This is a genomic window from Streptomyces sp. NPDC006134, assembly GCF_040628835.1.
Taxonomy (GTDB): Bacteria; Actinomycetota; Actinomycetes; order Streptomycetales; family Streptomycetaceae; genus Streptomyces.
In genome coordinates, this window is the sequence record NZ_JBEXTV010000020.1 from 99,782 (window position 1) to 123,261 (window position 23,480).

20 protein-coding genes and 5 pseudogenes are annotated in these 23,480 nt (G+C 71.5%); 15 read left to right on the plus strand and 10 right to left on the minus strand.

The genetic code is table 11. The features are described 5' to 3' along the window. Positions 1–3 precede the first annotated feature (3 nt). From ABZ340_RS15865 to ABZ340_RS15880, 4 genes are all read left to right on the plus strand, one after another. Positions 4–981, plus strand: a complete 978-nt coding sequence (locus ABZ340_RS15865; RefSeq protein ID WP_358782360.1) for a hypothetical protein — start codon at positions 4–6, stop codon at positions 979–981. Positions 982–1,022: 41 nt separating this feature from the next. Then, positions 1,023–2,129 (plus strand): endonuclease/exonuclease/phosphatase family protein, encoded by a 1,107-nt coding sequence (locus tag ABZ340_RS15870; protein WP_358782361.1) that lies wholly within the window; start codon positions 1,023–1,025, stop codon positions 2,127–2,129. A gap of 240 nt (positions 2,130–2,369) precedes the next feature. Then, on the plus strand, positions 2,370–3,119 hold the full coding sequence (locus tag ABZ340_RS15875) for a GNAT family N-acetyltransferase (protein ID WP_358782362.1): 750 nt from the start codon (positions 2,370–2,372) through the stop codon (positions 3,117–3,119). A 477-nt stretch (positions 3,120–3,596) separates the two neighbouring features. Next, on the plus strand, positions 3,597–4,019 hold the full coding sequence (locus tag ABZ340_RS15880) for a hypothetical protein (RefSeq protein ID WP_358782363.1): 423 nt from the start codon (positions 3,597–3,599) through the stop codon (positions 4,017–4,019). A 392-nt stretch (positions 4,020–4,411) separates the two neighbouring features. Here ABZ340_RS15880 and ABZ340_RS15885 read toward each other — a convergent pair whose 3' ends face one another. After that, the gene (locus ABZ340_RS15885; RefSeq protein WP_358782364.1) at positions 4,412–5,827 is read right to left on the minus strand and encodes an MFS transporter; all 1,416 of its coding nucleotides are present in this window, start codon (positions 5,825–5,827) and stop codon (positions 4,412–4,414) included. Positions 5,828–6,420: 593 nt separating this feature from the next. Here ABZ340_RS15885 and ABZ340_RS15890 point away from each other — a divergent pair. Next, the gene (locus tag ABZ340_RS15890) at positions 6,421–6,582 is read left to right on the plus strand and encodes a hypothetical protein (protein ID WP_358782365.1); all 162 of its coding nucleotides are present in this window, start codon (positions 6,421–6,423) and stop codon (positions 6,580–6,582) included. 1,063 nt (positions 6,583–7,645) lie between these two features. Next, on the plus strand, positions 7,646–8,527 hold the full coding sequence (locus tag ABZ340_RS15895) for a phosphotransferase (protein WP_358782379.1): 882 nt from the start codon (positions 7,646–7,648) through the stop codon (positions 8,525–8,527). Here the strand turns inward: ABZ340_RS15895 and ABZ340_RS15900 are convergent. Continuing rightward, positions 8,521–9,171 (minus strand): annotated as a pseudogene (locus ABZ340_RS15900) (hypothetical protein); the annotation flags it as partial. The gene ABZ340_RS15895 and the pseudogene ABZ340_RS15900 sit on opposite strands and share 7 nt — an antisense overlap. Beyond that, positions 9,108–9,491, minus strand: a complete 384-nt coding sequence (locus tag ABZ340_RS15905) for a helix-turn-helix domain-containing protein (RefSeq protein WP_358782366.1) — start codon at positions 9,489–9,491, stop codon at positions 9,108–9,110. The gene ABZ340_RS15905 and the pseudogene ABZ340_RS15900, both read right to left, overlap by 64 nt. Before the next feature lie 101 nt (positions 9,492–9,592). Here ABZ340_RS15905 and ABZ340_RS15910 point away from each other — a divergent pair, with 101 nt between their 5' ends. Then, positions 9,593–9,994, plus strand: coding sequence for a RidA family protein (locus tag ABZ340_RS15910; RefSeq protein WP_358782367.1), 402 nt, complete (start codon positions 9,593–9,595; stop codon positions 9,992–9,994). A gap of 221 nt (positions 9,995–10,215) precedes the next feature. Here ABZ340_RS15910 and ABZ340_RS15915 read toward each other — a convergent pair whose 3' ends face one another. Further along, positions 10,216–10,365 (minus strand): hypothetical protein, encoded by a 150-nt coding sequence (locus ABZ340_RS15915; RefSeq protein ID WP_358782368.1) that lies wholly within the window; start codon positions 10,363–10,365, stop codon positions 10,216–10,218. Between the two features lie 79 nt (positions 10,366–10,444). Between ABZ340_RS15915 and ABZ340_RS15920 the strand changes: the two genes are divergently transcribed. The 3 genes from ABZ340_RS15920 (at position 10,445) to ABZ340_RS15930 (ending at position 12,608) form a co-directional block, all read left to right on the plus strand. Further along, entirely contained in the window at positions 10,445–11,374 is a 930-nt protein-coding gene (locus ABZ340_RS15920; protein WP_358782369.1) for an MFS transporter, read from the plus strand. Between the two features lie 303 nt (positions 11,375–11,677). Continuing rightward, positions 11,678–12,031, plus strand: a complete 354-nt coding sequence (locus ABZ340_RS15925) for a hypothetical protein (protein ID WP_358782370.1) — start codon at positions 11,678–11,680, stop codon at positions 12,029–12,031. A 31-nt stretch (positions 12,032–12,062) separates the two neighbouring features. After that, positions 12,063–12,608, plus strand: coding sequence for a GNAT family protein (locus ABZ340_RS15930; protein ID WP_358782371.1), 546 nt, complete (start codon positions 12,063–12,065; stop codon positions 12,606–12,608). Between the two features lie 81 nt (positions 12,609–12,689). On the opposite strand, the pseudogene ABZ340_RS15935 reads toward ABZ340_RS15930, so the two are convergent. Together ABZ340_RS15935 and ABZ340_RS15940 are read right to left on the minus strand one after the other, a co-directional pair. Next, positions 12,690–12,836 (minus strand): annotated as a pseudogene (locus ABZ340_RS15935) (AAA family ATPase); the annotation flags it as partial. 73 nt (positions 12,837–12,909) lie between these two features. Further along, positions 12,910–13,572 (minus strand): hypothetical protein, encoded by a 663-nt coding sequence (locus ABZ340_RS15940; RefSeq protein WP_358782372.1) that lies wholly within the window; start codon positions 13,570–13,572, stop codon positions 12,910–12,912. A gap of 1,381 nt (positions 13,573–14,953) precedes the next feature. Between ABZ340_RS15940 and ABZ340_RS15945 the strand changes: the two genes are divergently transcribed. From ABZ340_RS15945 to ABZ340_RS15955, 3 genes and pseudogenes are all read left to right on the plus strand, one after another. After that, positions 14,954–16,318 carry an SGNH/GDSL hydrolase family protein gene (locus ABZ340_RS15945; protein ID WP_358782373.1) on the plus strand — a complete coding sequence of 455 codons (1,365 nt, stop codon included), beginning with the start codon at positions 14,954–14,956 and terminating at the stop codon, positions 16,316–16,318. Positions 16,319–16,402: 84 nt separating this feature from the next. Continuing rightward, on the plus strand, positions 16,403–16,903 hold the full coding sequence (locus ABZ340_RS15950; protein WP_358782381.1) for a hypothetical protein: 501 nt from the start codon (positions 16,403–16,405) through the stop codon (positions 16,901–16,903). 166 nt (positions 16,904–17,069) lie between these two features. Then, a pseudogene (locus ABZ340_RS15955) lies at positions 17,070–17,261 on the plus strand (hypothetical protein); the annotation flags it as partial. 54 nt (positions 17,262–17,315) lie between these two features. On the opposite strand, the gene ABZ340_RS15960 reads toward ABZ340_RS15955, so the two are convergent. The 4 genes and pseudogenes from ABZ340_RS15960 to ABZ340_RS15975 form a co-directional block, all read right to left on the minus strand. Beyond that, a complete protein-coding gene (locus ABZ340_RS15960; protein WP_358782380.1) occupies positions 17,316–18,245 on the minus strand; it encodes an ADP-ribosylglycohydrolase family protein in 930 nt (309 codons plus the stop codon). 224 nt (positions 18,246–18,469) lie between these two features. Beyond that, complete coding sequence (locus ABZ340_RS15965) at positions 18,470–18,910, minus strand: VOC family protein (RefSeq protein ID WP_358782374.1); 441 nt, start codon at positions 18,908–18,910, stop codon at positions 18,470–18,472. A gap of 413 nt (positions 18,911–19,323) precedes the next feature. Beyond that, positions 19,324–19,708: pseudogene (locus ABZ340_RS15970) on the minus strand (transposase); the annotation flags it as partial. Positions 19,709–19,760: 52 nt separating this feature from the next. Beyond that, entirely contained in the window at positions 19,761–20,591 is an 831-nt protein-coding gene (locus ABZ340_RS15975; RefSeq protein WP_358782375.1) for a glycoside hydrolase domain-containing protein, read from the minus strand. A 770-nt stretch (positions 20,592–21,361) separates the two neighbouring features. Here ABZ340_RS15975 and ABZ340_RS15980 point away from each other — a divergent pair. Continuing rightward, positions 21,362–21,828 (plus strand): annotated as a pseudogene (locus ABZ340_RS15980) (transposase family protein); the annotation flags it as partial. A gap of 934 nt (positions 21,829–22,762) precedes the next feature. Further along, a partial coding sequence (locus tag ABZ340_RS15985) for a TerD family protein (protein ID WP_358782376.1) occupies positions 22,763–23,480 on the plus strand: 718 nt, incomplete at its 3' end.

The window sequence follows — 23,480 nt, forward strand, 5'->3', positions numbered from 1 at the left end:
GTCATGGACAACGACGGAGATGTGGCCGGCCAGAGGAGGTCGGCCTGGTGCGCGCGGCTCGGCGCCCACATCGCGGAACTCCAGTCGCAGCTCAACAGGATCAAGGCACTCGGGCCGGCACCCGCCGACGCCGAGGTCGTGGCCAAAGCCGACGTGCAGCTCGAAGCGGCACGGCAGGCGCTGAGCGACAGGCACCGGCTCAAGAAGCGTGTCGTCGGGGTGTACGCGGACGCGGCCCTGGCCAACGTGCACGAGGCCGAGGTCGGGATACTGCGGCTCCTGCCGGCCGGCGAGCTGGGCTGGCAAGGATCCCGGATCCTCACCCATGCCCGCCTCCATCTCGCCCCCGACGACCAGTGTCTGGTCAACCTCCAGGCGGCGCTGGAGCGCAACGGCAACCTGCTCACCCCGGACCTGCGGGACCTGGCCGTGAGCACGCTGCACGCGGCGAACCAGGCCGAGGAGGCGGAACGGGCGAGAGTCCGCAGCTTCGGCCAGATCGTCGCGGCATCCGTCGTGATGATGACCGTCATCGCCGCGGCGCTCACCGTGTGGGGCTTCCTCGTCACCGGGGTGGCGGAGAAGTTCTGCTTCAACCCTCCGGAGGGAAAGGTGTGCCCCATCGGCGACTCGGCCCAGGGCGGGGACCTGCTGCTCGTGCAGTTCATCGGCGCGCTCGCCGCCGCGCTCGCCGGTGCCGTGTCCCTGCGCAAGATCCAGGGCACTTCCGGGCCGTACCACATAGCCGTGCTGCTGCTCGTGCTGCGGCTGCCGGTGGGGGCCCTGTCCGCCGCCCTGGGCCTGCTGCTGCTGAGCGGCGAATTCCTGCCGGGACTGAGCAACCTGGACACCGAGGCCCAGATCGTCGCCTGGGCGGCGGGCTTCGGGATCCTGCAGGAGACGGTGACCCGCGCGGTCGACAGACAGGGCCAGCTCGTCCTGGACAACGTCAGAGGACCCGCCCGCGGGTTCGAACCCTAGCGAACGCCGGAGCACCACCACCACACAAGGAGGGCAGCGCCATGACCATCCGCATCGCCACGTTCAACGTGGAGAACCTCTTCCGGCGCCCCCACGTCTTCGCGCTCGACGACGCGGCCGAGCGGCAGAGGATACTGGAGGACTTCGCACTCCTGGTCTCGCTCCTGGACCACGAGACGTACACGGACGAGGACAAGGAGACCGTCGTCGGCATACTCGAGCGCCACGATGCCGCCGACTCCCAGTCGAGGGACCGGCCGATCGTGGTGAACCAGACCCGCGGCGGGGCCAAGCTCTTCAAGGCCGGGCAGGGCGGCGGCATCGAGATCACCGCGAAGGGCAGGGCCCACTGGGTCGGCTGGGCGGAGCTCGTCCGGGACGACGTGAACGGGGAGGCGCTCCAGAACACCGGACGGGTGATCGCCGAAGTCGACGCCGACATCCTCCTCGCGGTCGAGGTCGAGGACCGGCTCACCCTGGAGCGCTTCAACAACCAGGTCCTGGCCGGCCGGATGGGGGAGAAGCGGTACCCGTTCAACATGCTGATCGACGGGAACGACAGCCGGGGCATCGACATCGGACTGCTCAGCCGGCGCCCCGTCACCTCGGTGCGCTCGCACATCTTCGACGGCGCCCCCGGCCGGCCCCCGGTCTTCAGCCGCGACTGCCCGGAGTTCGAGGTCGAGCTCGGCGACGGGCAGCCGCTGTGGGTCCTCGGCAATCACTTCAAGAGCAAGGGCTTCGGCGCCCCGGCCGTAAGCGCCAAGAAGCGCGAGGCCCAGGCCCGGCGCGTCAAGGAGATCTACGAGGACGCGCTCCGGCGGACCCCGCTCGTCACCGTGGCGGGAGACCTCAACGACTCCCCGGACAGCGAGCCCATCGGTCTCCTCCTGGACACCGGGCTGCGGGACGCGATGAGCCACAGCGGTTACACGGGACCGCCCGGCACCTACGGGACCGGCAATTCGCTCCGGCAGAAGATCGACTATCTGATGTTCTCGCCGGACCTGTTCGAGGCGGTCCGGGCGGTGGAGGTGGAGCGGCGGGGGATCTGGGCGCCCGACACCTTCGACTCGTTCCCGACGGTGACGTCGAAGACGACCCAGGCGTCCGACCACGCCGCGTTGTACGCGGACCTCGACGTGTGACGCGCGGACCGGCTGCGAGGGCGAAGCGCCCGAGGACCTGTGACTACCGACCGTCGTCCTCGCCCCGGCCGGCACAGCCGGGACACCGGCCGGCCGGGACGACGGCGAGTGAGGCCGAGGAGGTGACCGACCGTGGATCTCGTACTGCGTCCGGGGACCGCGGACGATGCCGCGGAATGCGGGAGGATCTGTTTCGAAGCCTTCGCGGGGATCGCCCGCGCACACGCTTTTCCACCCGATGTGCCCAGCCCCGAGGTCGGTGTGGCGCTGATCGAGGCGGGGCTGACCCACCCGGCGTTCTACAGCGTCGTCGCCGAGCTCGGCGGACGGGTCGTGGGGAGCAACTTTCTCGACGAGCGCTCACCGGTCGCCGGGGTCGGGCCGATCACCATCGACCCCGCCGTGCAGAACCGGGGTGTGGGCCGCCGGCTGATGCGGGACGTGATGGACCGGGCCGATGAACGCGGGGCGCCGGGGATCCGGCTGCTGCAGAGCGGATATCACACCAGGTCGTTCTCGTTGTACGCGAGCCTGGGGTTCGCCTTCCGGGAGACGGTCGCCTGTATGCAGGGACCGGCGATCCTGCGTGCGATATCCGGGTTTCCCGTACGGGAGGCCACCGGTGCGGACCTCGTCGCGTGCAACGAACTGTGCCGACGGGTCCACGGCGTGGACCGTGGCGGCGAAGTCGCCGACGCGCTCGAGCAGGGCACGGCCCGTGTCGTCGAGCGCGCGGGACGGCTCACCGGCTACGCCACGGACCTGGCGTTCTTCGCACATGCCGTGGCCGAGACCACCGCGGACCTCCAGGCCCTGATCGCCTCGGCGCCGGCTTTCGGCGGTCCCGGCATCCTCGTTCCCGCGAGGAACACGCTGCTGCTGCAGTGGTGTCTGGCGAACAGCCTTCGGGTGGTGCAGTTGTTGAGCCTGATGAGCATCGGCCTCTACAACGAGCCCGCCGGGGCGTATCTGCCCTCGATCCTCTACTGAGCGGGACACGCACAGGGCCGAAGGGGTCCCGGGCGGACACATGCGCGTGCGGCGTCACGCACACCGGGCGGAACCCGCGCGGCCTCGCCCCCTCCCGCGGGCGAACGCCGCGAACAGGGGCCGTGCGATTTCGTGTTGCCGAGGGGACGGGGCTTTGCCATGTTCACGTGCTGATGATTGGGTGGCATGGTGCAACCGTCATCTCCCCAACCCCCTTACGGGCAAAGCGGGCCGTACGGACAGCCAGGCCCGTACCACCAGGCCGGGCACCCAGGCCCGGCACACCCCTCGTACCCGCCTCAGGCGCCCCCGTACGGCCGGCCGCAACAGCAGCAGCCGTACGCCCAGCCGGCGCCCCCTGCCGCAGGACCCCCGCCCGGCCACCAGCCCGCCGCACCACCGGCGGGACTGTCCGGCGTATGGGAGCCTCGCCCACCGCGTTCGAAGGCGGGACGGTGGTTCCGCTTCGTTCTGACGGTGCTGTACTTCCCGTTCCACGTGGTGCTGTGGGTGGTCATCATGGCGCTCCTCCTGGCCTACGGGCTGGTGATGGAGGTCGTCTGCGGGATCCTTCCCTTCCTCGAGCGCTCGGCTGAGAAAGGGGCGACCCGGGCCCTCGGTCTCTTCCCCGCGCGGCCACGCTGGTGGACGACGTGGGGCGAGCTGCGGCACGAGGACGACCCCGCCTTCCACCGGGAGCGGATAGAGAAGCTGCTCCGGAAGCAGAAGAGCGATCGGCGCACGGTGGACATCGCCGCACACCTGTACCGGTGCGTCGGCGTGCGCGGCCTGCTGGAGATCGCGGGACCGTACGGCTGGACCCTCGACGAGAGGGCGACCGTTCGCCCGCGTGAGAAGGTCGGTCTGTCCCGCCTCGTACCGGCGGCGACGCAGCCGTAGTCGCGTGCGCGCGGCCCCGCGACGGCCGGGTACGTGCCGGAGCCGTCCCCGGGGGTCGTAGCCGTGTGCGCGGCCCCGCGCACCGCCTTCCTCGCCGCCGCGGCCCGCCTGGTGTCGTAGCCGTGTGCGCGCGGCCCCGCGATGCCCGCCTCGGGCGCGTTCCGGCCCGCGGGGCCGCTTCACCGGGTGCGGGGCGGTGGGGACGGCTCGGTGACCGGCCTCCGCCCACCCCGGCCGGGCGGGTCCTCCACGAGCACCGGCGGCGGCTGCCGTGCTCTCCGCACCCGCGTCACGCCCGGGAAGCCTCGCCGGCCCCGGCCCGCCTGAGGCCGCCTTTCCCCGGCCGCCACCACCAGGAAGACGGCACCCGGTGGTGGCGAACGCCGGCCGGATCAGGAGGCTGCGGAGGCGACCGCGGCGTGGGCGCCGTCGTCGGCGGAGGCGACGGCCTCGCCGTCGTCCAGGGAGACGTCCTTGGTCTCCTTGCCGAGGAGGAGCGCGGTCAGCGTCAGCACCGCCATCGCGGAGAGGTAGACGCCGACCAGCCAGGGCGAGCCGTCACCGGCCTCCCACAGCGCCACCGCGATGAACGGGGCGACGGCCGCCCCGAGGATCGAGCTGACGTTGTACGAGATGCCGGATCCGGTGTAGCGCACGCTCGTCGGGAAGAGCTCGGGCAGGAGCGCGCCCATCGGGCCGAACGTCATGCCCATCAGGGTGAAGCCGAGCACGAGCCACAGCACCACGCCGAGCGTGCCCAGGCCGATCAGGGGCACCCAGACCAGCCCGAAGACCACGATCGCGGCGGTGATCCAGATCAGGGTGGTGCGCCGTCCGTACTTGTCGGCGAGCGGGCCGGAGACGAGGGTGAACACCGCGAAGAACACCACCCCGAAGATCATCATCAGGACGAACGTGGTGTAGCTGTAGCCCAGACCGGGCACGGCGGCGTCCTTCGCGGCGCGTCCGTAGCTCAGCGAGAACGTGGTCATCAGGTAGAAGAGCACGTACGTCGCCAGCATGATGAAAGTGCCCAGGATCAGCTGCTTCCAGTGGCCCTGGACCACGGCCGCCAGCGGCAGCTTCCGCACCTTCCCGGCCTCGCGGGTCTTGGCGAAGACCGCCGACTCCACGAGCCGCGACCGCACCCACAGGCCGATCACGACCATCACGGCGGAGAACAGGAACGGGATGCGCCAGCCCCAGCTGACGAAGGCGTCCGAGGGCTGCGTGGGGTCGGCACCCGCCGCGGACGGCAGCAGCGCCCCGATGAGCAGGAACAGGCCGTTGCCGATGATGAAGCCGAGCGGGGCGCCCAGTTGCGGGAAGGTGCCGTACAGGGCGCGCTTGCCGCTGGGGGCGTTCTCGGTCGCGACCAGCGCGGCACCGCTCCACTCGCCGCCGAGCGCGAAGCCCTGTGCGAGCCGCATCAGTACGAGCAGGGCGGTGGCGATCCAGCCGGCCTGTGCGTAGGTGGGCAGGACGCCGATGAGGAACGTGGCGATCCCCATGGTCAGCAGGGAGACCACCAGCGTCCACTTGCGGCCGAGCCGGTCGCCGAGGTGCCCGAAGAAGACGGCCCCGATCGGACGGGCGACCATCGCGGCGCCGAAGACCGCGAACGACGACAGCAGCGCCGTGGTCGGGTCGCTGCTCGGGAAGAAGAGGGAGGGGAAGACCAGAACGGCGGCGGTCGCGTAGATGTAGAAGTCGTAGAACTCGATCGTCGTGCCCATGAGGCTGGCGATGAGGACGCGGGACCGCGGATTGACGGGGGTCTGGGCTGAGCCGGTGGCTGGTGCGGGCATTGCTCGGTCTTTCGCGCGAGGTGGAGATCGGTCACCGAGGGCCCGGACCTCCGCACGCGTCCCCCTCGCCGAAAGACTGTGCGAACTGTACGGGCACCGTAACGATCTCAGGCATCTTACTTTCCGGGAAGTGCGTACCAGTATGTGAGACGCCCTGGGCGAGGCGGAACCGTACACCGTGTACCGCGCGCCTGCCGGTGTCCGGCTCCCGGCGCGGCCGTGGTCCCGTGCCCGGGTCCGTCCTCGTCGTGGACGGACCCGTGGCCGCCGGGGCTGGGCCGGGAGGGAATGGACTTTCCGGGGGAGTGCCTCCGGGCGCTCGGATACGAAGGCGTCGAGGACGTCCGGGGAAACGCCGTGCCGCTCCTGCGCCATCGACGCGATCCGGAGCGCGGCGAGTGACGAGCCGCCCGGGTCGAAGAAGCCCGCCTGGGGAGGGATCGCCGGCTGCTGGAGGAAGCAGCCCCGGCCGGGCGCGGCGGACCGTGTCGTGGAACGGCGATCCCACCGAGCCGAACACGAGCAGGCCCTGCTGGGCGATGGTCCCGGCGTAGTCGAGAGTGCGCGCGGTGGTGCGGTCGGCACAGGTGGTCGTGAGCGCGCAGGAGCCGGCCCCGGCCTGCCGGGTGAGCGCGGTGGCCGCGGCGGCCACGAAGAACGCCGAGCTGCGGACCCTGAGCCGGTCCGCGGCCCGTCTGACCCTGTGTCCCAGCCCCTTGGCGTACAGGGTGGTCGAGGGGTGGCGCGGCCCGTGATGGGGGCGTTGCGCCGCGGGGAAGGGCGACGGGGCCTTCTCGGCCGCCGCCCGCCACCGCTCCAGGGTGGCGGCCGGTTCCTCCTGTCCGGCGGCGGACTGCTCGCGGGCCGCCCGGCCCGGCGGCTGGTGCGCCGAGGGCTCACCGGCCTTCCCGCGCAGCAGGTCGCAGCCCAGGAGGCCGGCTGCCATGCGGGACGGGACGGCACCGACCCGGCGCGGTCGTCCCCCGGCGGTGAACACCGTGTCCCGCACCGGCCACTGGGAGGTGATGTCGAAGTGGTGGGAGACGGCCTCCGCGGCCGGGGCGCCGCCCCGGACCACCGCCGTCATCCGGGCGATCAGCCATCCGCTGACCAGGGCCGTCGCGGCGGCAGCACGGCCGGGCACACCCCGGAGGACGCGAGCACGCCCACCCGTCCGGGACTGCCGGACAGCAATCGCAGCAGCCCGAGCCTGTCCCGGGCCGGGCGCACCGCACGGGCCCGGGGGACGCGTCGCGCAGGGTGCCGGCATGGCCCCATCTCTTCGTCGGGGAGGGCGGGCACGGCGGCCGGCGGCCCAAGCGCGTCCAGGATCCCGGCGGGGTGGCACAGACGGTGCAGCATGCTCCGCGCTCTCCCGGGAGCCTGTCGGCAACGTTCCGAGAAAGCGCTTGCGGGAGGCGCTGCAAATGCGCCCCCTTCCCTGCCGGACGTTCTTGCGGCGCCGAGAGACCTGGGATCAGAATGTTGCGGCCGAGGCCGGCCGCCGACCTGGAAGGGCGCTGAACCGTGCGGGATTTCACTCCGGAGGACAAGGCCATCGCGGCCGAGGCCGAGGAGATTCTGGGCACCGGCGAAGTCGGGATCACGGAGTTCGCCCACGGGCACCGCATCGGCGTCACCGCCGGGGTGGCCAGGATCTCGGGCGGCGGCCGGTCCGCGGTCGTGAAAGTGATCTCACCGGGGCGCGTCGGCGACACCTGGTGCGGTTCCCATGCCCCGGCGAGCTACCGCTACTGGCGGCGTGAGGCCGACGTGTACCTGGCGGGGCTGCCCGCGGCGTACACGGACGCGGGCGTCGTGCAACCCGCCCTGCTGCGCGTCTTCGAGCGGGCCGACGGCCGGCTGAGCCTGTGGCTGCGGGACGTGCCCGGGCCCTCGGGCGAGGCATGGAGCGTCGACCGCACCGGCCGGCACGCCCGCCGGCTCGGCCGGGCCCAGGGGCGCTGCGCCGTCGACGACAGCTGGGCGGCGGGCGGAGTCCCCTGGAGCAGCGGGATGCTGCGCGAGTACCTCGACACCCCGGACGCGGCCTCGGCGGACATCGAGTGGCATCTGCTGCACGACCGTGAGCTGTGGGAGACCCCGCTGATGCGGCGCCACTTCGGCGGCGCCCTGCGCGAGGACGTCCTGCGGCTCTGCGACGAGCGGTACGACCTGGTGGAGCTGGGCGAGCGGCTGCCGCAGACCCTGTGCCACCACGACGCCTGGCCCAGGAACTTCCTGGAGGAGGCGGACCGCACGGTCGGCATCGACTGGGCGTTCGCCGGTTCCGGCTGGATCGGCGCGGACATCGGCAACTACGTGTCCGACACCGCTTTGGACCTGCTCCGCCCCGCCGAGGAACTCCCGGCCCTGGACCGCACCGTGTACGAGAGCTACTGCGCCGGCCTGCGCGACGGCGGCTGGGACGGCGACCCGGCGGCGGTGCGCCTGGGCATGTGCGTCATGGCCGCCAAGTGGACCTGGCTCGTGCCCGTCATGCTCAAGCGCGCCGCGCAGGACTTCCGGCACACCGTCTACGGCAGCCGGAACGTGGACGCCGACCGGCTGTACGGGGAGCGGGCCGAGGTCTTCCGCATGCTCACCTCCTGGGCCCGGGAGGCACGGGAACTGGCACGCCAGGTGTTCGGCCGCCGCAGCGCCGCACCCACGACCCCCTCGGCATGTCCCAGCCCGTAGACCGGCGCGGTGTCGGGCCAGCCGATGCCCTGCTCGGCCGCGTGCAGGATCGTCCGCACGGACTCCTCGCCGTCCTGCGGCCCCCAGGACATCCGGGGCCCCTGCCCGCCCATGGCCCACGTGCCGGGACCGACGCGGGACAGCCGCATGCCGGTGGGCCCGAGCGGGCGGGCAGGACCGTGCTCTCTGGCACGGGGACTTCCTGGGGACGGACCGTGGACGGACCCTCGCGCACGCTCGGTCCCGCCGGCACCGACGAGCCCACGCCGCAAGGCAGTTGATCGTCTCCACCGTGACGTCGTTCCAGGGGACTGTCCGGACCCCGCCCCCGGTACGCGTGACCGGCCTCTCGCCCCCACGGGCGGCGCGCCAGGACACGACCAGGCCGCCATGGCTTCGTCCGCTTCAAACGGCATCGAGTCCATGGGACGGTCCGCCGCCTGTGAGACGTCTGGTTCTGAACCGGTGGCACCGGGCGGCTCGGTAGCCCGGGCAGGAGAAGCGCGGGCCGTGCCGGTGGCCGCCCACGTGAGAACGGTCAAGGAGTCGCGCAACGCGCGGGGGCGCCGCCGCGTGTCCCTCAGGCGTCGAAACGGCCGCGTGCGCTCTCGATGTGACCGAGGTGCTGGTGGGTCCAGCCGCATATGGCGTCGACCGCGGTGCGCAGGGCCCGGCCCGGTTCGGTGAGGGTGTACTCGACGCGCGGCGGCACGGTGGGGTGCACCTTCCGGTCGACCAGGCCATTGCGCTCCAGCATGCGCAGGTTCTGGGTGAGCATCTTGTGGCTGACGCCCTCGACCTCGTTCCGCAGTTCGCTGAAGCGCAGGGTGCGCTCGCCGAGCGCCTCGATGATCAGGAGCGCCCACTTGTTGGCGATGTCCGAGAAGATCTCCCGCGCCAGGGAGTCCGCGCGCCGCAGGTCGGCGTCCTCGGGCAGGCCCTTGACCAGTTGCTTGGTCACCATCAGGTTCCTCAGTCACCGAAAAGTGCGTTCTTCCAGGTCGGCCTTTACTCTCCTACGGTTTCCGAGTAACCACAAGAGAGCAGAACGGAAGGGCGAGCACTGTGGACACCATGGATGTCTTCACCTACGGCGTGCCGGCCGAGAGCGACTTCGGCTACGCACAGGCGATCAAGTCCGGCGAGCTGATCCACGTCTCCGGACAGCTCTCGTTCGATGAGGCGGGCGAGTTCCTCCACGCGGGCGACTTCGCCGCCCAGCTCGAGCAGACCCACGCCAACATGGACAAAGTCCTGGACCACTACGGCGCCACCCGGAACCAGGTCGTCTCGCAGACCCTGTACGTGGTGAACCTGCGGCAGAACGCCGCGGCGACGGCGGAGGGCAACCTGGAGTACTTCGGCGGCCACCGCCCGGCCAGCACGGTCTTGGGGGTCACCGAACTGACCTTGCCCGGCCAGGTCGTCGAAATCAGCTTCGTCATCGACACGAAACTGCCCGCTTGAGATCTCCTCCTCGCACGTCCCACACCACAATGCCGTTGCTTTAGTGGTCGTGTCATCGGTGGTTCAGGGTGACGACGACTGGGGAACGGCGGTGGCTGGCGGGTTCTCCAGAGGCCTTGCTGCCGTAGCCGGTGATGCACGAGCGGATCTTGCGAGGGCAGTTGCGGGGCCGGCGGCGGGGTAACAGGCTGTGTCCGATCTCGGCGAGCCCGAGGCGCCGGTCACGTCTGCGGGCGGAGGGGGGAAAAGCCGCTCGGCGAGATCGCCGTGCGGCGGACGACGTGCAGGGCCCGGGTGAACGAGGTCCGCTCTGCCGTACTGCGGTGCAGGCGGGCGGCTTCGTCCAGCAGCTCGCGGGTGGCATGGTGCACGATCAGGTGCGCGTAGATCTCCTGCCGGACTCCGTCCGGGGTCTGCGATCTGAGGACCGGCCGGCCGCGCTGGTGGGTCTTGATCTCGTCGAAGACCAGCTCGATCTCCTACGGCGCCGGCACCACCTCCAACCTCCAGGCCCGGTACGTGGGAGCCGACCTCGCCGCACCCCGTCAACGCGTCCGCGCCACCTCCACCGTCATCGTCGCCACCACCGCCGGCGGCATCGCCGGTCCCCTGCTCACCACCCCCGCCGGACACCTCGCGACCGCGCTCCACCTGCCCGAACTGACCGGTCTGTTCCTCCTCTCCACAGTCGCCTTCACCCTGGCCGCACTCACCCTCCTCGTATGGCTGCGCCCAGACCCGCTGCTGCTCGCCCGCACCCTGCCCGCGGCCTCGGACGAGGACACACCCGCGCATGCCCGCTCCCGGTTCGGCCCCGGCCTGCCCGCCGGCGTCGTCGTCCTCGTCCTCAGCCAGCTCGTCATGGCCGCCGTGACGACCATGACCCCCATCCACATGCACGCCCACGGCTTCGGCACCGCCGCGTCCGGCCTGGTCATCGCCCTGCACACGGGTTCCATGCACCTGCCGTCGCCACTGGCCGGCCGCCTCGTCGACCGATTCGGCGCCACTGCGATGAGCGCGGTGACGGCCGGCACACTGCTCGCCGCGGGAGCAGTCGCCGCCCTCGCGCCCGGCCACTCCTTCACCCTGATCGCCCTCGCCCTCGTGCTGCTCGGCGTCGGCTGGAGCTTCGGCCTGGTCACCGGCACCGCGATCGTCACCGACAGCACGCCCCTGGCCACCCGCGCCAAGGTCCAGGGACTGGTCGACGTCGCCCTCGCCATCGCGGGCGCTGTCGGCGGTCTGGCCTCCGGCGTCGTCGTCGCCATCACCAGCTACCCGGTCCTCGCCGTCCTGTGCGGCGCCCTCGCCTCTGTCGCTGCGCCAGCGGCCATCGTCGCGGCCCGCAAGCGCTCCATGCGCGCCTGGCCGATGTAGTCGTCACATCGGTGACATCACGCCTGCCTGTGTGACCACTACCGCGCTTCGGCTCATCGACTGCCCGGACTCGGGAGACCCGCACCGCACCCGTACAGCTCGGACTCGAGGTGCCCGAGGCCGGTGAACTCCACTTCCAGGCCGTGGGCGCGGCGGCCGTTGTCGCGGAAGCAGACCTCACCGAGGGCTTCGGCGGCGAGCCTCCCGTTCCGGCGGCCGTGGCCCGGTCTTGCCCGATCCCCAGCCGCTGACGGTCGCCCGCCGCACGTCCAGGGCGGCGGCCACCTCGTCCAGGGGGAGGGCGTGGCTCCCGCACCAGGCCGGCCCGGGAAGCGGCCGCTGTCCGCCGACCAGACCGACGCCCTCTCACGGCTGGTGCTGCTCGTGGTGCCCACCCTGGACCTGGCGGCGCAGACCGCGCCGGCCTGGCGCCGGGACGGTCACGGCGAGCACATGGCCATCGTCTCCTCCCCGGACCCGGAGGCCACCGGCCACGATGACCTGGTCGCCGTTCGTGTCGTGTCGGCCACCGGCCCCGCACGCCGACCGCACTGGTGCCGACGAGAAATGACAGCCACTCACTGTGATGGAAGCCGGGTCACGTCCCTGACAGGAGCCCGGCCCCTGAGGGGACCACCGCTGGGAAAACCGACGTGACAGGCGATGCCGGCCGAGGAAGACTCGCGTCGTGCGCGATCGTGTGGATGCCTCCTCCGGCCTGGTGCTGCGGAGGTGGAGGACCGAGGATGCCTGGGCGGTGATGACCGCGTTCGCGGATCCGCTCATGCGTGGACAGTCCATCGAGCCGGTTGATTCCGTCCAGGCTGCCGAGCGGTGGATAACAGCTCGTGGTGACCAATGGGCTGCGGACTCCGCCTACTCCTTCGCCGTCGTCGACGGCGATGGCCTCGTTCTCGGCCAGGTATGCGTCGGCTCGGTGGATCGGCGTCATGCCGTCGGGTGGGTGTCCTACTGGACGACGGCGACGGCTCGTGGCCGGGGTACAGCTTCCCGCGCCTGCCGTGCTGTGGCCCGCTGGGCTTTCGACGATGCGGAACTCTTCCGGCTGGAGCTCGGGCACCGGATGAACAACCCGGCCTCGTGCGGAGTGGCTCGCGCCGCCGGCTTCGCGGTGGAAGGGCGGCAACGGCAGAAGCTCGAATACGACGGTGTCCGCTTCGACGTGGAACTCCATGCCCGTCTGGCAACGGATGCGGAGCCCGTGTCCGGGTGAGAGGGCGGTGCGGGACGGCCCGCTGCCCGTGAGGGCCGGCAAGCCGTCGGGCGGGTGCCTGGGCCGGCCTGCCTGGGCGGGGCGTTCGGCCAGGACCTGGAAGAGGAGTCCGGCGCCACGCCGGGCGGGTTCCGTGCAGCCCAGCTCGTCGATGCGCAAAAGCTCGACGCGGCCGTAGCGGGTGAGGGCCTTGTGCGACTGTTCCTCATCCGCGGCTTCGACCGGCTGGGCGGCGGGGAGAGAGGGAGGGGGAGCCGCCCGGCAGTAACCCCGACCACCCGCTTGCACCGTCGCGGGGTGGTCAGGCCATGGGAAGCAGGACCGCGGGAAGGTCACCGGCCCGGACGGCTTCCTGATCGATGGACAGGCCGCAGTGGTCGCCGACGGCTGTGAACACCGCTACGGGCAGCCGGGACCCGTGCTCCTCGTAGTACGCCACCACGGCGGCTTCACCCACCTCTCCGATGGACGGGAACACCGCGCCGGCCGCGTGGAGCGCCGCGTCCAGGGCCGAGTCCTCCCCGGTGTCCTCCCCGAACTCGGCCTGCCGGGCGGGCACGTCTCCCGGCACATGGATGATCCTCTGCGGTGGGCTCCACCGGTTCATCGTCACGCAGACGATCTCCTCGTCCGGTGCGGGCCACATCGACTCCACCGTTCGGTAGCCGGTGGCCCACGTCGCCATGCCCCAGTCCTCCAGCACGTACACCCAGTCGCCGCACGTCCCGTACATCGCGCGATGCACGTGAGGTGACCGGTCACCTCGTCGCTTCGCCAGCACGACGAGGTCCTTGCAGGGGATACGGCCGGCGAGCTCGTCGAGGTCGGCGCCCAGCGCGATGAGGAACTCGTCCGCGTCGATACCGCGGGCGCAGGTCAGCGATATCCCTCCGAGCATGCCGGGCAGGGCGGCTGGACTGTCTGTGGTGCTGTGTGCGCCTATCCAGGCGATTCCGTCACTCATGCGGCGTTCCTCCGGATGCGGGTTGCGCCATGGCCGCAAAGGGCCTCACGAGGACTCAGTTTCTCGTAGGGCCCTTCACGACTGCTGTCTCCGCTGTCCTCCGTGCTGCTGATCCGGAGGGCGAAGGCGCGGAGCGGACCGCTACGCCGACCCGGTTGATGCCGGTGGACCGCACCCGGCGCGCGAGGACGACCAGCGTGCGCACCACCATCGGCAGCCGGACTCGTGTCGTGGACCAGAGACCGGCCGCCGGGTGCGCCTGGTGCGCACCGACGATGTCGTGCACTGAGTCTCCACCGGTCCGAAGACGCAGGCCGAAAGGCTGGTGTGGTCGACTGCTGGGGCGCTCGCGCTGGTCGTGGGCGGCTGTCCGAGGAGTGGATCGCCCGACCGGGCCGGACGGTTCTCTGCTTTCTGCTCGCCGGGGCCGGTCGGCCTCCTGCGATCCGGTGCGTGGATTCCGAGCTGCTGGAACGGACCGAACTGAACCACTCCGGGTTCGGTGGAGACTTCATACGCTGCCTCCAGCCACCGGTCGGGGCTGGTGTCGAGCGTAGTGGCTCGATGTCGGCCAGGCCGTGCCAGGGCCGGCAGGGTTCGATCGGCTCCGTTGCGCAGAGGCCGATCCGGGATTCCATGAGTGCGTTGTCCAGGGCACCACCGACGGTGCCGACCGAGGCGCCGATGCGGCCTCGGGGAGGCGTGCGGTGAATGCGGAAGACATGTACTGACTGCCCGCATCCGCATGAGGAACCAGCCCGGCCCAGCGGGAGTTCCGGCGCGGTCGCGGCGCCGTAAGGTCATGTCGAGGGCGTCGAGGGCGTCGAGGGCGTCGAGGGCGTCGAGGGCGAGCTCGGCCCGTCTGTGTCGGTGGCTGCGGACCAGCCGACGATCGCTCGGGGGAAGACGTCCACGACGAACGCGACGTAGACGATTCCGGTTCTGGTTCTGGTGGCCACGCAGGTGAAGCCGGCGATCCGCCTCAGGCTCGGCCGGGACGCGACGAAATCGACGGTACTGGACCAGTCGTCCCGGCTGCCGGATCGTCGACCGGACCGAAGGGCTCGCCGACGCCGGGTGACCCGTTGCCGCGAGCACCGACGGGCCCGGCCTCCCGGCAGGGGAGACCGGGCCCGCGCACGGTGGTGTGCGAGTCAACGGCCGACCAGGGGCCCTCGCCGGAGCCTTCGGCTTCCTCCGGTGACCGCGTGCCACCGTGCCTCAACTCCTGGCCGTGTTCACTTTGTTGACTCCTGCCTCGTTGCTCCGTAGGTTCCGTCGCAGAAACATTCGGGCCGCAGTCGGCAAGTTTCGACCGGCGTCCTCCGCGTCGCTCTCCGGCCCCGGCGCGGGGACGCGGAGCCGCGACGTGGGGAATCACATGACCTCCGTACTCGAAAGATCCCGCCGGGTGCTGACCCGGCTGGTGAGCAGGACCGCGCCACTGGTGCGCACGGCCGTGGTCGCCGGCGTGGCCGTCGCCGTCACCACCACCGTCTCGGCGGTCGGCGCCCCCGGCCAGGACTCCGGAAGCGGATTCGAGCCGGGAGGGGGATCCGGCGGAGCCCACTGGGTGGACACCTGGACGTCCATGCCGCAGCTGACAGAGCCCCACAACATGCCGCCCGCCCCGTTCACCGAGGACGAGCTGGTCCTCGACGACAGCACCCTGCGGCAGACGATCCGTACGACGATCGGGGGCGAGAAGCTGCGCCTGCGGTTCTCCAACGCGTTCGGCGGGGCGGCGCTGCCGATCACCCGTGTCTCGGTGGCGCTGCCCGAGGACGGGGCCGCCGGGGTCGCCCGGATCGAGCCGGGATCGTCCCGGCCGGTCACTTTCGGCGGACGCTCCTCGGTCGTCGTGCCGACGGGTGCGCAGATGGTCTCCGACCCGGTGGACATGAAGGTGCCGGCCCGGACCAACCTGACGGTGACGGTGTATCTCGCCGACGGTCAGGCGTCGTCGTCCATCACCTCACACCCGGGATCGCGCACCACCTCGTACCTGGCCAAGGGCGATCACACCACCGCCACCGATCTGCCGGGCGCCACCGGGACCGACCACTGGTACTTCCTCAGCGGCGCCGAGACCTGGGCGCCGCACCCGCGCGCCGCGGCCGCCGTGATGCTCGGCGACTCCCTCACCGACGGGCGCGGCTCCACCACCAACGGCAACAACCGCTGGCCCGACCTGCTCCAGGACCGCCTGGCGGCCACCGCGGCGACCTCGCACGTCGCCGTCGTCAACCAGGCGGCCGGCGGCAACCGCGTCCTCGACGACGGACTCGGCCCCAACGCGCTCGCCCGCCTCGACCGGGACGTCCTCGCCCGGAGCGGGGCGCGGTGGCTGCTGGTCTTCGAAGGGATCAACGATCTGGGAACCGCCGAGGCCACCGAGACCGCCCAGCGCCGGACCGCCGACGACCTGATCGTCGCCTACCGGCAGATCGTCACCCGTGCCCACGCCCAGGGCATCCGCGTCCACGGCGCCACCCTCACCCCGATCGGCGGGAACCAGATGTACGACGACCCGGGCGGCGTACGCGAGGCGGCCCGGCAGCGGGTCAACGACTGGATCCGCACCAGCGGGGTCTTCGACGCGGTGATCGACTTCGACCGGGCCGTCCGCGACCCGGACGCTCCGGCCCGTCTCCACCCGCTGTACGACGAGGGTGACCACCTCCACCTCAATCCGGCCGGCTACGCGGCCCTGGCCCGCGCGGTGCCGGCCGGACTGTTCCGCTGACACCGGCCTCCCCGTCCGGCCTGCCCGTCCGGGCGCCGCGGCCAGGTCTCCCTCCGGGACGTCCCGCAGGAGACCTGGCCGCACTTGCGCGAGGACGGCAGACAGCGGGCCGCCACCGCCGAACGGCAAGCCGAGCACGACGAGTCCGAGCACGGCGAGTCCGAGCACGGCGAGTCCAAGCACGACGAATCCAAGCATGACAAGTCCGAACACGACGAGTCCGAGCGGCAAAAGCGGGACCCGGCCGTGCCCGAGCAGAAGACCGGCGGCACCCGGCTCTCCGGCTTCCGCGCCTGTCACGGTCGGCCCCGGCTGCCGGTGGCGACGGCGAAGCTGAATGGATGGACCGTGACGACGAGCAGCTGCTGCGCCACCGGGTCTACGGCGCCGGCCACGACCCGGGCCCGCGACCGGACCGGCGCTACGCCGGACCGGTCGGCGGGCCGTTGGACGGACCGCCGCTCGACATCACGACCGGACGCAGGACGAGGCCGACGCCGGCGTCGCGCTGCCCACCGAGCCGAGGCCGTCCTGGACGATCCGCAGGGGAGGAATGGCGCGGCGGTCCGGCCCGTGTCCGGCTGACGAGGACGGCTGAGCATACGCCGGGATCTCCGTCCTCCGTCCGTCGGAGGAGCAAGTCGTACGTGAACAGCCCCAAGGACTGCCGCGCCTTCTCCCCGGCGGGAGGTGCCCCTGTGCCTTTGACCGAAAGGAAACAGGGCTGCGCCGAGCCCTGGTGCCGGACAGCTTCGACGTCGATCTGCGGGAGTTGCAGGGGCAGGGGCCACTTGATGCGTTCTGCGGCTTCCTGCTGGAGATCGGGCGGCGGTCGGGCAAGCCGGTGCTGAGGGATCCGGAGGGTGCCTGTGGCCATCCGGTGCTCGGCTTCGATGCCGGAGCTGATCGAGTTGTCCTCCTTGCGGAGCCGCTGGTCAGGTGACCGCGGCTGGGGACCGGAGGCCGTAGGAGGTGCCGTAGTGGAGCAGGGCCCGGTTCAGCTTCCGAGGCGGTGGGCAAGGTGGAGCAGATCTGCCAGGTGCAGCACCCGTCCATCGAACCCCGGGAGGGGGACATGGAGCGGCTGGGTCCAGTGGGCGGGGATTGCGTCCAGCCCGTAGTACGCCCCCGCGAGGCCACCGGTCACCGCGGCGACGGTGTCCGTGTCACCGCCGAGGTCGATCGCGGCGCGCAGCGCGTCCTCGAAGCTGCCGGTGGTGCGCAGGGCCCAGACGGCGGAGCCCAGGCAGGGCCAGACGGCACCGTTGAACTCGGTGGCCTGATCGGGGTGCCAGCCGGGCGCGAGGACGGCGGCGTAGCGGCCGCGGTGGTCGGGGTGGACGAGGGCCGGGATGTCCGGGAGTGCGGTGAGGGGGGCGGTGTCCTCGAAGGAAAGGCGGATGAGTTCGTGGAAGATCGCGGTGCCTTCCCAGGCCGCGCGGTCACCGTGGGTCAGGGCAGCGATGCGGCGGGCCGCGTCCATGGTGGCTTCCTGGCCGGCGGCGGCGAAGTAGACCGCGGAGGCCGATGCCCGCATCAAGGAGCCGTTTCCCGCTGCTCGGTGGTCGACCTGGAAATGGACCGCGGCGGCGAGGTCCCAGGGCATGCCGTTGGTCAGGACGTCTTCGGTCTGCAGGCCGATGTCCTTCGGTTCTGATGCTGCCCACTGCTGGAAACGGGCGAAGATGTCCGGCAGATCCAGTCCGCCCCGCTCCAGCAGCGATTCCGCCACGAGGACGGCCATCTGTGTGTCGTCAGTGGCCTCGCCGGGGTCCCAGCCACCGCCTCCGCACATCTCGCCACCGGCACCAGGCGCGGGAAACCGCGCGGAGAACGCTCCCCGGGGCGCAAACTCGAAGGGACCACCCAAAGCGTCACCCACCGCTGAGCCGGCAACCGCGCCGGCGGCCCGCTGAATCCGCTGAATCCGCTTCATCCGCTTCATCCGCGCAGGCTATCCGCGCCGTGCTGTGCAGTGCCGCGCTGTGCAGTGCCGACGGCCGCGCGGCCCTGTTCCTTGTTCCTTATGCGACCTGGCGTCGGGCGTCACCGGCCCGCTTCGGAGAAGGGACTGAAGGGGTGTCCGTCACCCGCCGTCCTCGCCCGTCCAGCGCATCGTTCGACGGGGCGCAGGTCGGCCGTGGCGGATCGTCAGCTGATCTGTTCGGCCAGGGCGACGATGATGCCTGCGGGGCCGCGGAGGTAGCAGAGCCGGTAGCTCTCCTCGTACTGCGCCACCTCGCCGATCGGTTCGGCGCCGTGGGGACGCAGCCGGGCGATGGTGTCGTCGATGTCGTCGACGGCGAACATGACACGATGCAGGCCCAGAGTGTTGGGCGGCGGATTGACCGCCCCGGCGCCGATCGCCTCGGGGGTGTGATACTTCACCAGCTCCAGCCTGCCGTGGCCGTCCGGGGACCGCATCATCGCGATGTCACTGCGGACGCCCTCGAGTCCGACGGTGCGGTCCGCGAAGAGGCCCTCGATCCGCGCCGTGCCTTCGAGCTCCATGCCGAGTTCGGTGAAGAAGGCGATGGCGGCCTCCAGGTCCTCGACGACAATGCCGACATTGTCCATCCGCTGAAGCGCCATGGTGGTTCTTCCTCTTCGTCGCGCAGTTCGTTGTGGCCACTGGTATACCGAGGACGGAGCCGAAGTTCCCTTCCCGACACCGCACACGTGCCGGATTCCAGGCGCTGAGGAGTGTCGCGATCGGCGCTCTGCCGCTTGGCCGGAGTGGGCCGGTGCCGGCGAGGACTGTCCGGACGCTTTCGGCGGCAACCTCTCCTCGGTGCCCGCCCGCAGGATTCGCCACCGCCGACCGGTGGCGGTCCGGGCCACGAAGCCGCAGGTCATGCAGGACCTGGCCATCGAGGACACCAGTGGCGAGACCGTGCCGGCCCTGCATCGGCGGGTGGTCGGCCGCGGTGTCCGCGCCGTCGAGGGGACGCACCGGGACGGCCTGTCCACGGGCAAGGGCCGCAGGACCCCACCGGCGTCGTCCCGCCCCGGTCCACGGGGCCCGGGCCTGTGTGTCCGTCCCCTTTTCGGTCCGGACGTGAGCAGGGCCGAGGACGACGCGAGTGACATCGGCCAGGGGACATCGTCGAGCCGGTGCGGTACCGCTTCGTGCAGGCGGCCCCGGACACCGGCCCTCGACCAGATCGGGAAGCGACGATGGGCGCCCTGCTTCGAGATCCCGAAGCAGGGCGGCGATGCCCGCCAGGAACAGCCACTGACCGGCACGTAGACGGTCGCCGCGAACAGCGTCTCATCAGACGTGTCCTGCGTGCTGCCACCTTGCGGGCGCGCCTTCGACGGCGGGATCAACGGCTTCGCGATCTCCCACAGCCCGTCCGGAACGTGCCGGCTTCCCGTACCCCGCCCCATGCGCGGCCCGCGAGCCACCCGCCGCATAGGACACGATCCTGTGGTCCGTCGGTCAGCCGATGATGGCGACCGGGGCGTCCCAGGCGTTGCGGTCGACGGTGATGGTGTGACCGCCGCGGGTCTCCTTGCTGTTGGCCTTGTACTGGTGACCGCGGCTGTGGCCGGTGTACAGCTTCGGGTTCCAGGGCCAGTCCTTGGTGGTGGTCTCCTGGCCGTTCCACAGGGCGTACCAGAGGTTGCCCGGCAGGTCGGTGCGGTCCTTGGCGGTGGCGATCGCCTTGGCACTGGAACTGCTGAAGCCGTAGAGGCCGGCGCGGTAGGTCTTGGCTCGCAGCGTCTTGGTGAAGGACCGCACGTAGGTGAGGGTGGCGTCGTTGCACGCCTTGTCGGTGATGTCGTACGACTCCATGTTGAGGTAGATCGGGCTGCCGGCCTTCATGCCGAGCGCCGAGGCCTTGGCGATCGCGTCTTTGGCGTTGCTCGCCCCGACCGAGGCCGCGGTGGCCGCGGTGAACCTCTCCTTGTTCCTGCTCTTCTGGCAGGGCGGCTGGGCGCCGACGTACAGGGGGATGACCCGCCAGCCGAGCGTGCTGACCGACTTCACCCAGGACTTGGTCAGGTTGGGCTGGGCACAGCCGCGGTTCTTGCCACCGACGTAGACCGCGACGCCGCCGTAGTAGGCGTCCTTCTTCCACGCCTTCATCGCGGTGAGCGAGGGCGCGGTGCAGGTGTCGAACGCCCGGCCCGTGTAGGTCTTCTGCGCCGGCCACGCCGGGGCGGCCATCGAGGTCTGCGCTGCGATCCCGGCGCCGGCCACGACGACGACACCCGTCGCGGCCAAGGCGATGTAACGGTTCTTCTTGGACAACCGGTGCTTGGACAATCCCCACCCCGTATGTTGTGTCAGATCGGACTCCGGTGCTCCGGAGCCCGCCCACCCTACCGAGTGACATGGAGACCGCAACGACCGGCCGGGCCGGCCTCGCAGGGGCACCGCTTCGGTCGCCGGGGTCCAGGGTCCGCGCCGGACCGTGCAGCCGGGCCGGCGCCTGAGCGGTGCCCGCGACGGCGGGTCACCGGCAGCGGGATGTGGCCGATGCGGCCGATGCGTGCCCGCCCGGGTCTTCCGGGGCGCGGGGCCGTCGATTCCGGACTCGCCCCCCTCGTCGATCGGTTCCTCCGCCACGCCGGTGGACGTGGGGCGCTGCCCCGACGGTGCCCCACCACCGAGTTGACCGCGGCCGGCTCTTCCTCGACGAGGGGAGCGAACCTGGCCGGTCCATGCGCGGGATGGGATCTCTTCGCGCGCGTGTTCCCGGATGGTGGGGTCCTGTACCGGAATCCCGGTATTGCCGGCGACTCGGCTCGCACTTGGTTCCACGGGTCTCCCGGTTCCTCGCTCCGGAAGAACCCGCCGAGCAGCCGTACGGCGGTGACGTGCCGGCCGCGTACCGCCCCAGGGCACTCCATCGCCGGGAAAGGGCCCCGGTCGGGCCGCGTGCCGGGCCGCGGGCCGGCGATGAGGCCGCGGGGTCGGCGGCGCGGTTGATCACCATCTCGGCGGCGGAGATCCGGTCGGTGAGCAGGCCCGGGGCGGCGACAGCGCGAGTGGGCTGCCCGTTCTCCGGGCCGCTCACCCCCGTTCTGCAGCGGGCCATGACCACCGCCGCCACCAAGGCGTTCGTCATCCTGGACGGCACCCTGCCGCCCATCGATCGCATCGCCGCCGATCGGCCGCTCCCTTCAGGCAAGCACAAGAAGCACGGCAGGAACGGCCAGGTTCTCACCGACCCGTCCGGGAAGCCGGTCCGGGCCGCACCGGCCCTGCCCGGTGCGGCCCACGACATCAGGGCCACCCGCACCCGTGGCCTCCTGGACGCGCTCGGCCCACCGGCGTCGTCTGCTGGGCGGACAAGGCGTACCAAGGCGCCGGCCACGCTGTTCGCGTCCCCTGCCACCACCGCCAAGACGAGCTCCCCACAGGCCAGAGGGCCGTCAACCGCCCTCACGCGAAGATCCGCACGCTCGGCGAGCAAGCCATGGCGGCCCTCATGACCTGGCGGCTCCCGCGCGAGCTCCGGTGCGGCACCGCTCGAATCACCGGCCACGTCCAAGCCGTCCCCCACCGCCTCATCCTCGCGCAGGGGCAGCCACCGCCTCGCCGTGCTCGCGGACACCGCCAGCAGTGCTCGGACGGGTCAGCAGCCGGACCCGCCCCAGCCGAGCCGTTCCTGCCGTTGAGGGCGGGGAGGCGGGGCATCCCGCCACCACCACCCGACGGCTGGGACAGCCTCCCGAGCCGTGCCACTGCTCCGGACCGGCGGGCGGAAGTACCCATGCCTCCGCCTACGGCCCGACCGGCCCGCCCCGCTCCACCCCCACCGAGGCGGTGCCCCAGCCGCACCGCTGTGCCGGTACGCGCCCCGACCCGACGGGCCCGTACAAGACGGGCGCCCGCTCCTGCGACCCGCAGATCGGACGCTTCGCCCAGCGCGCCCCCTCCGGTCCGGCCAGGAGACCAACCCCTGTCTCTCTACGCCGCCGACATCCCCGTCGACGGAGTCGACCGGGCAGCCTGGGCCGGACAGCTCGACCGTCCGCTTTGTCACTTTGAAGAGCGAGCCGATCGGGAAGAAGCCCGGGAGCCACCCGGCGATCCGCGCCGGGCCTGCTCCCGCACATGCCTTCTACATCTGCCCATACCGTCCCATACCAGCCCAGCCGAGGCCGGCCCAGGCCGGACTTGTCCGCCGCCGATTCCACCAGCGTGAAGCCCGACTGCCCCAGCTGACGCTGAACGACCGGCCCGTCCATGGATGCCCACGCCGTCCTGCGGCGGGCAGGCCGGCGACCGAAGTACCTGCCGCCCGGCACCCGCACCGAGCGGCGTCCGGCCCCGCAGCCGCCGCCTTCCTCGTCACCTGCGGCCTCAAGGTGACCGTGACCGCAAGTGGCGACAGGGACCGCACTGACCTTTCCGGCATACGGCAAAGGGGCAGTACAGAGGCGTATAGGCGGCTGCCGTTTCTCCCCTGGTGGTCAACAGGGGGAGGGATGCAGACGACGCCGTTGCACAAGGGCGAGAACGCGGCGCTGCTGACAGCGCGGACGGTGCTGTCGGTATCCGTACAGGGACTCTCGGCGGACGTGTCAGCACTGCTGCTCGGCCCTGACGGCAAGGTCCGCGGCGATCACGGCTTGGTCTTCTGCAACCACCTGGTCTTCTGCAACCACCTGGTCTTCTGCAACCACCTGGTCTTCTGCAACCATCCGGTACAAGACGGTGTATCCGTCACGGGCGCGGCGGTCACCGCGGAACTTTCTTGCCTGCCGGCCGGCGCGCACCGTGTCCTTGTGGTCGTGAGCGCTGACCCGCTGCAGCCAGGCGCCGTCTTCACCCGGGCACCTCAGCTGACAATCACCCAGTGCGGGTCCCTGGCGGCATTCTTCACAGCGCCTGACTTCACATCGGGGGAGACTGCCGTGGTCTGGGCGGAGCTGTACCACCGCGGTGACGGCTGGAAGATCCGGGCCGTGGAGCAGGGCTACGCCTCCTGCCTTGCAGGACCGGCGGCCGACTACGGTGTCGACACCGATCCCGAGCCCTCTGCCGCGCCGCTCCCTGCGCAGACACGCACGGCAAACAGGGCAGGCGGGGGCAGCCGACCTGACGAAGCCGGAGCGGCGGGCCGCGGGCCGCCCCCCCCGGGGGGGGGGGGGGGGGCGGGGGGGCCCCCCCCCCCGGCGCCGCGGCCGCGCGCCACGGGCGGCA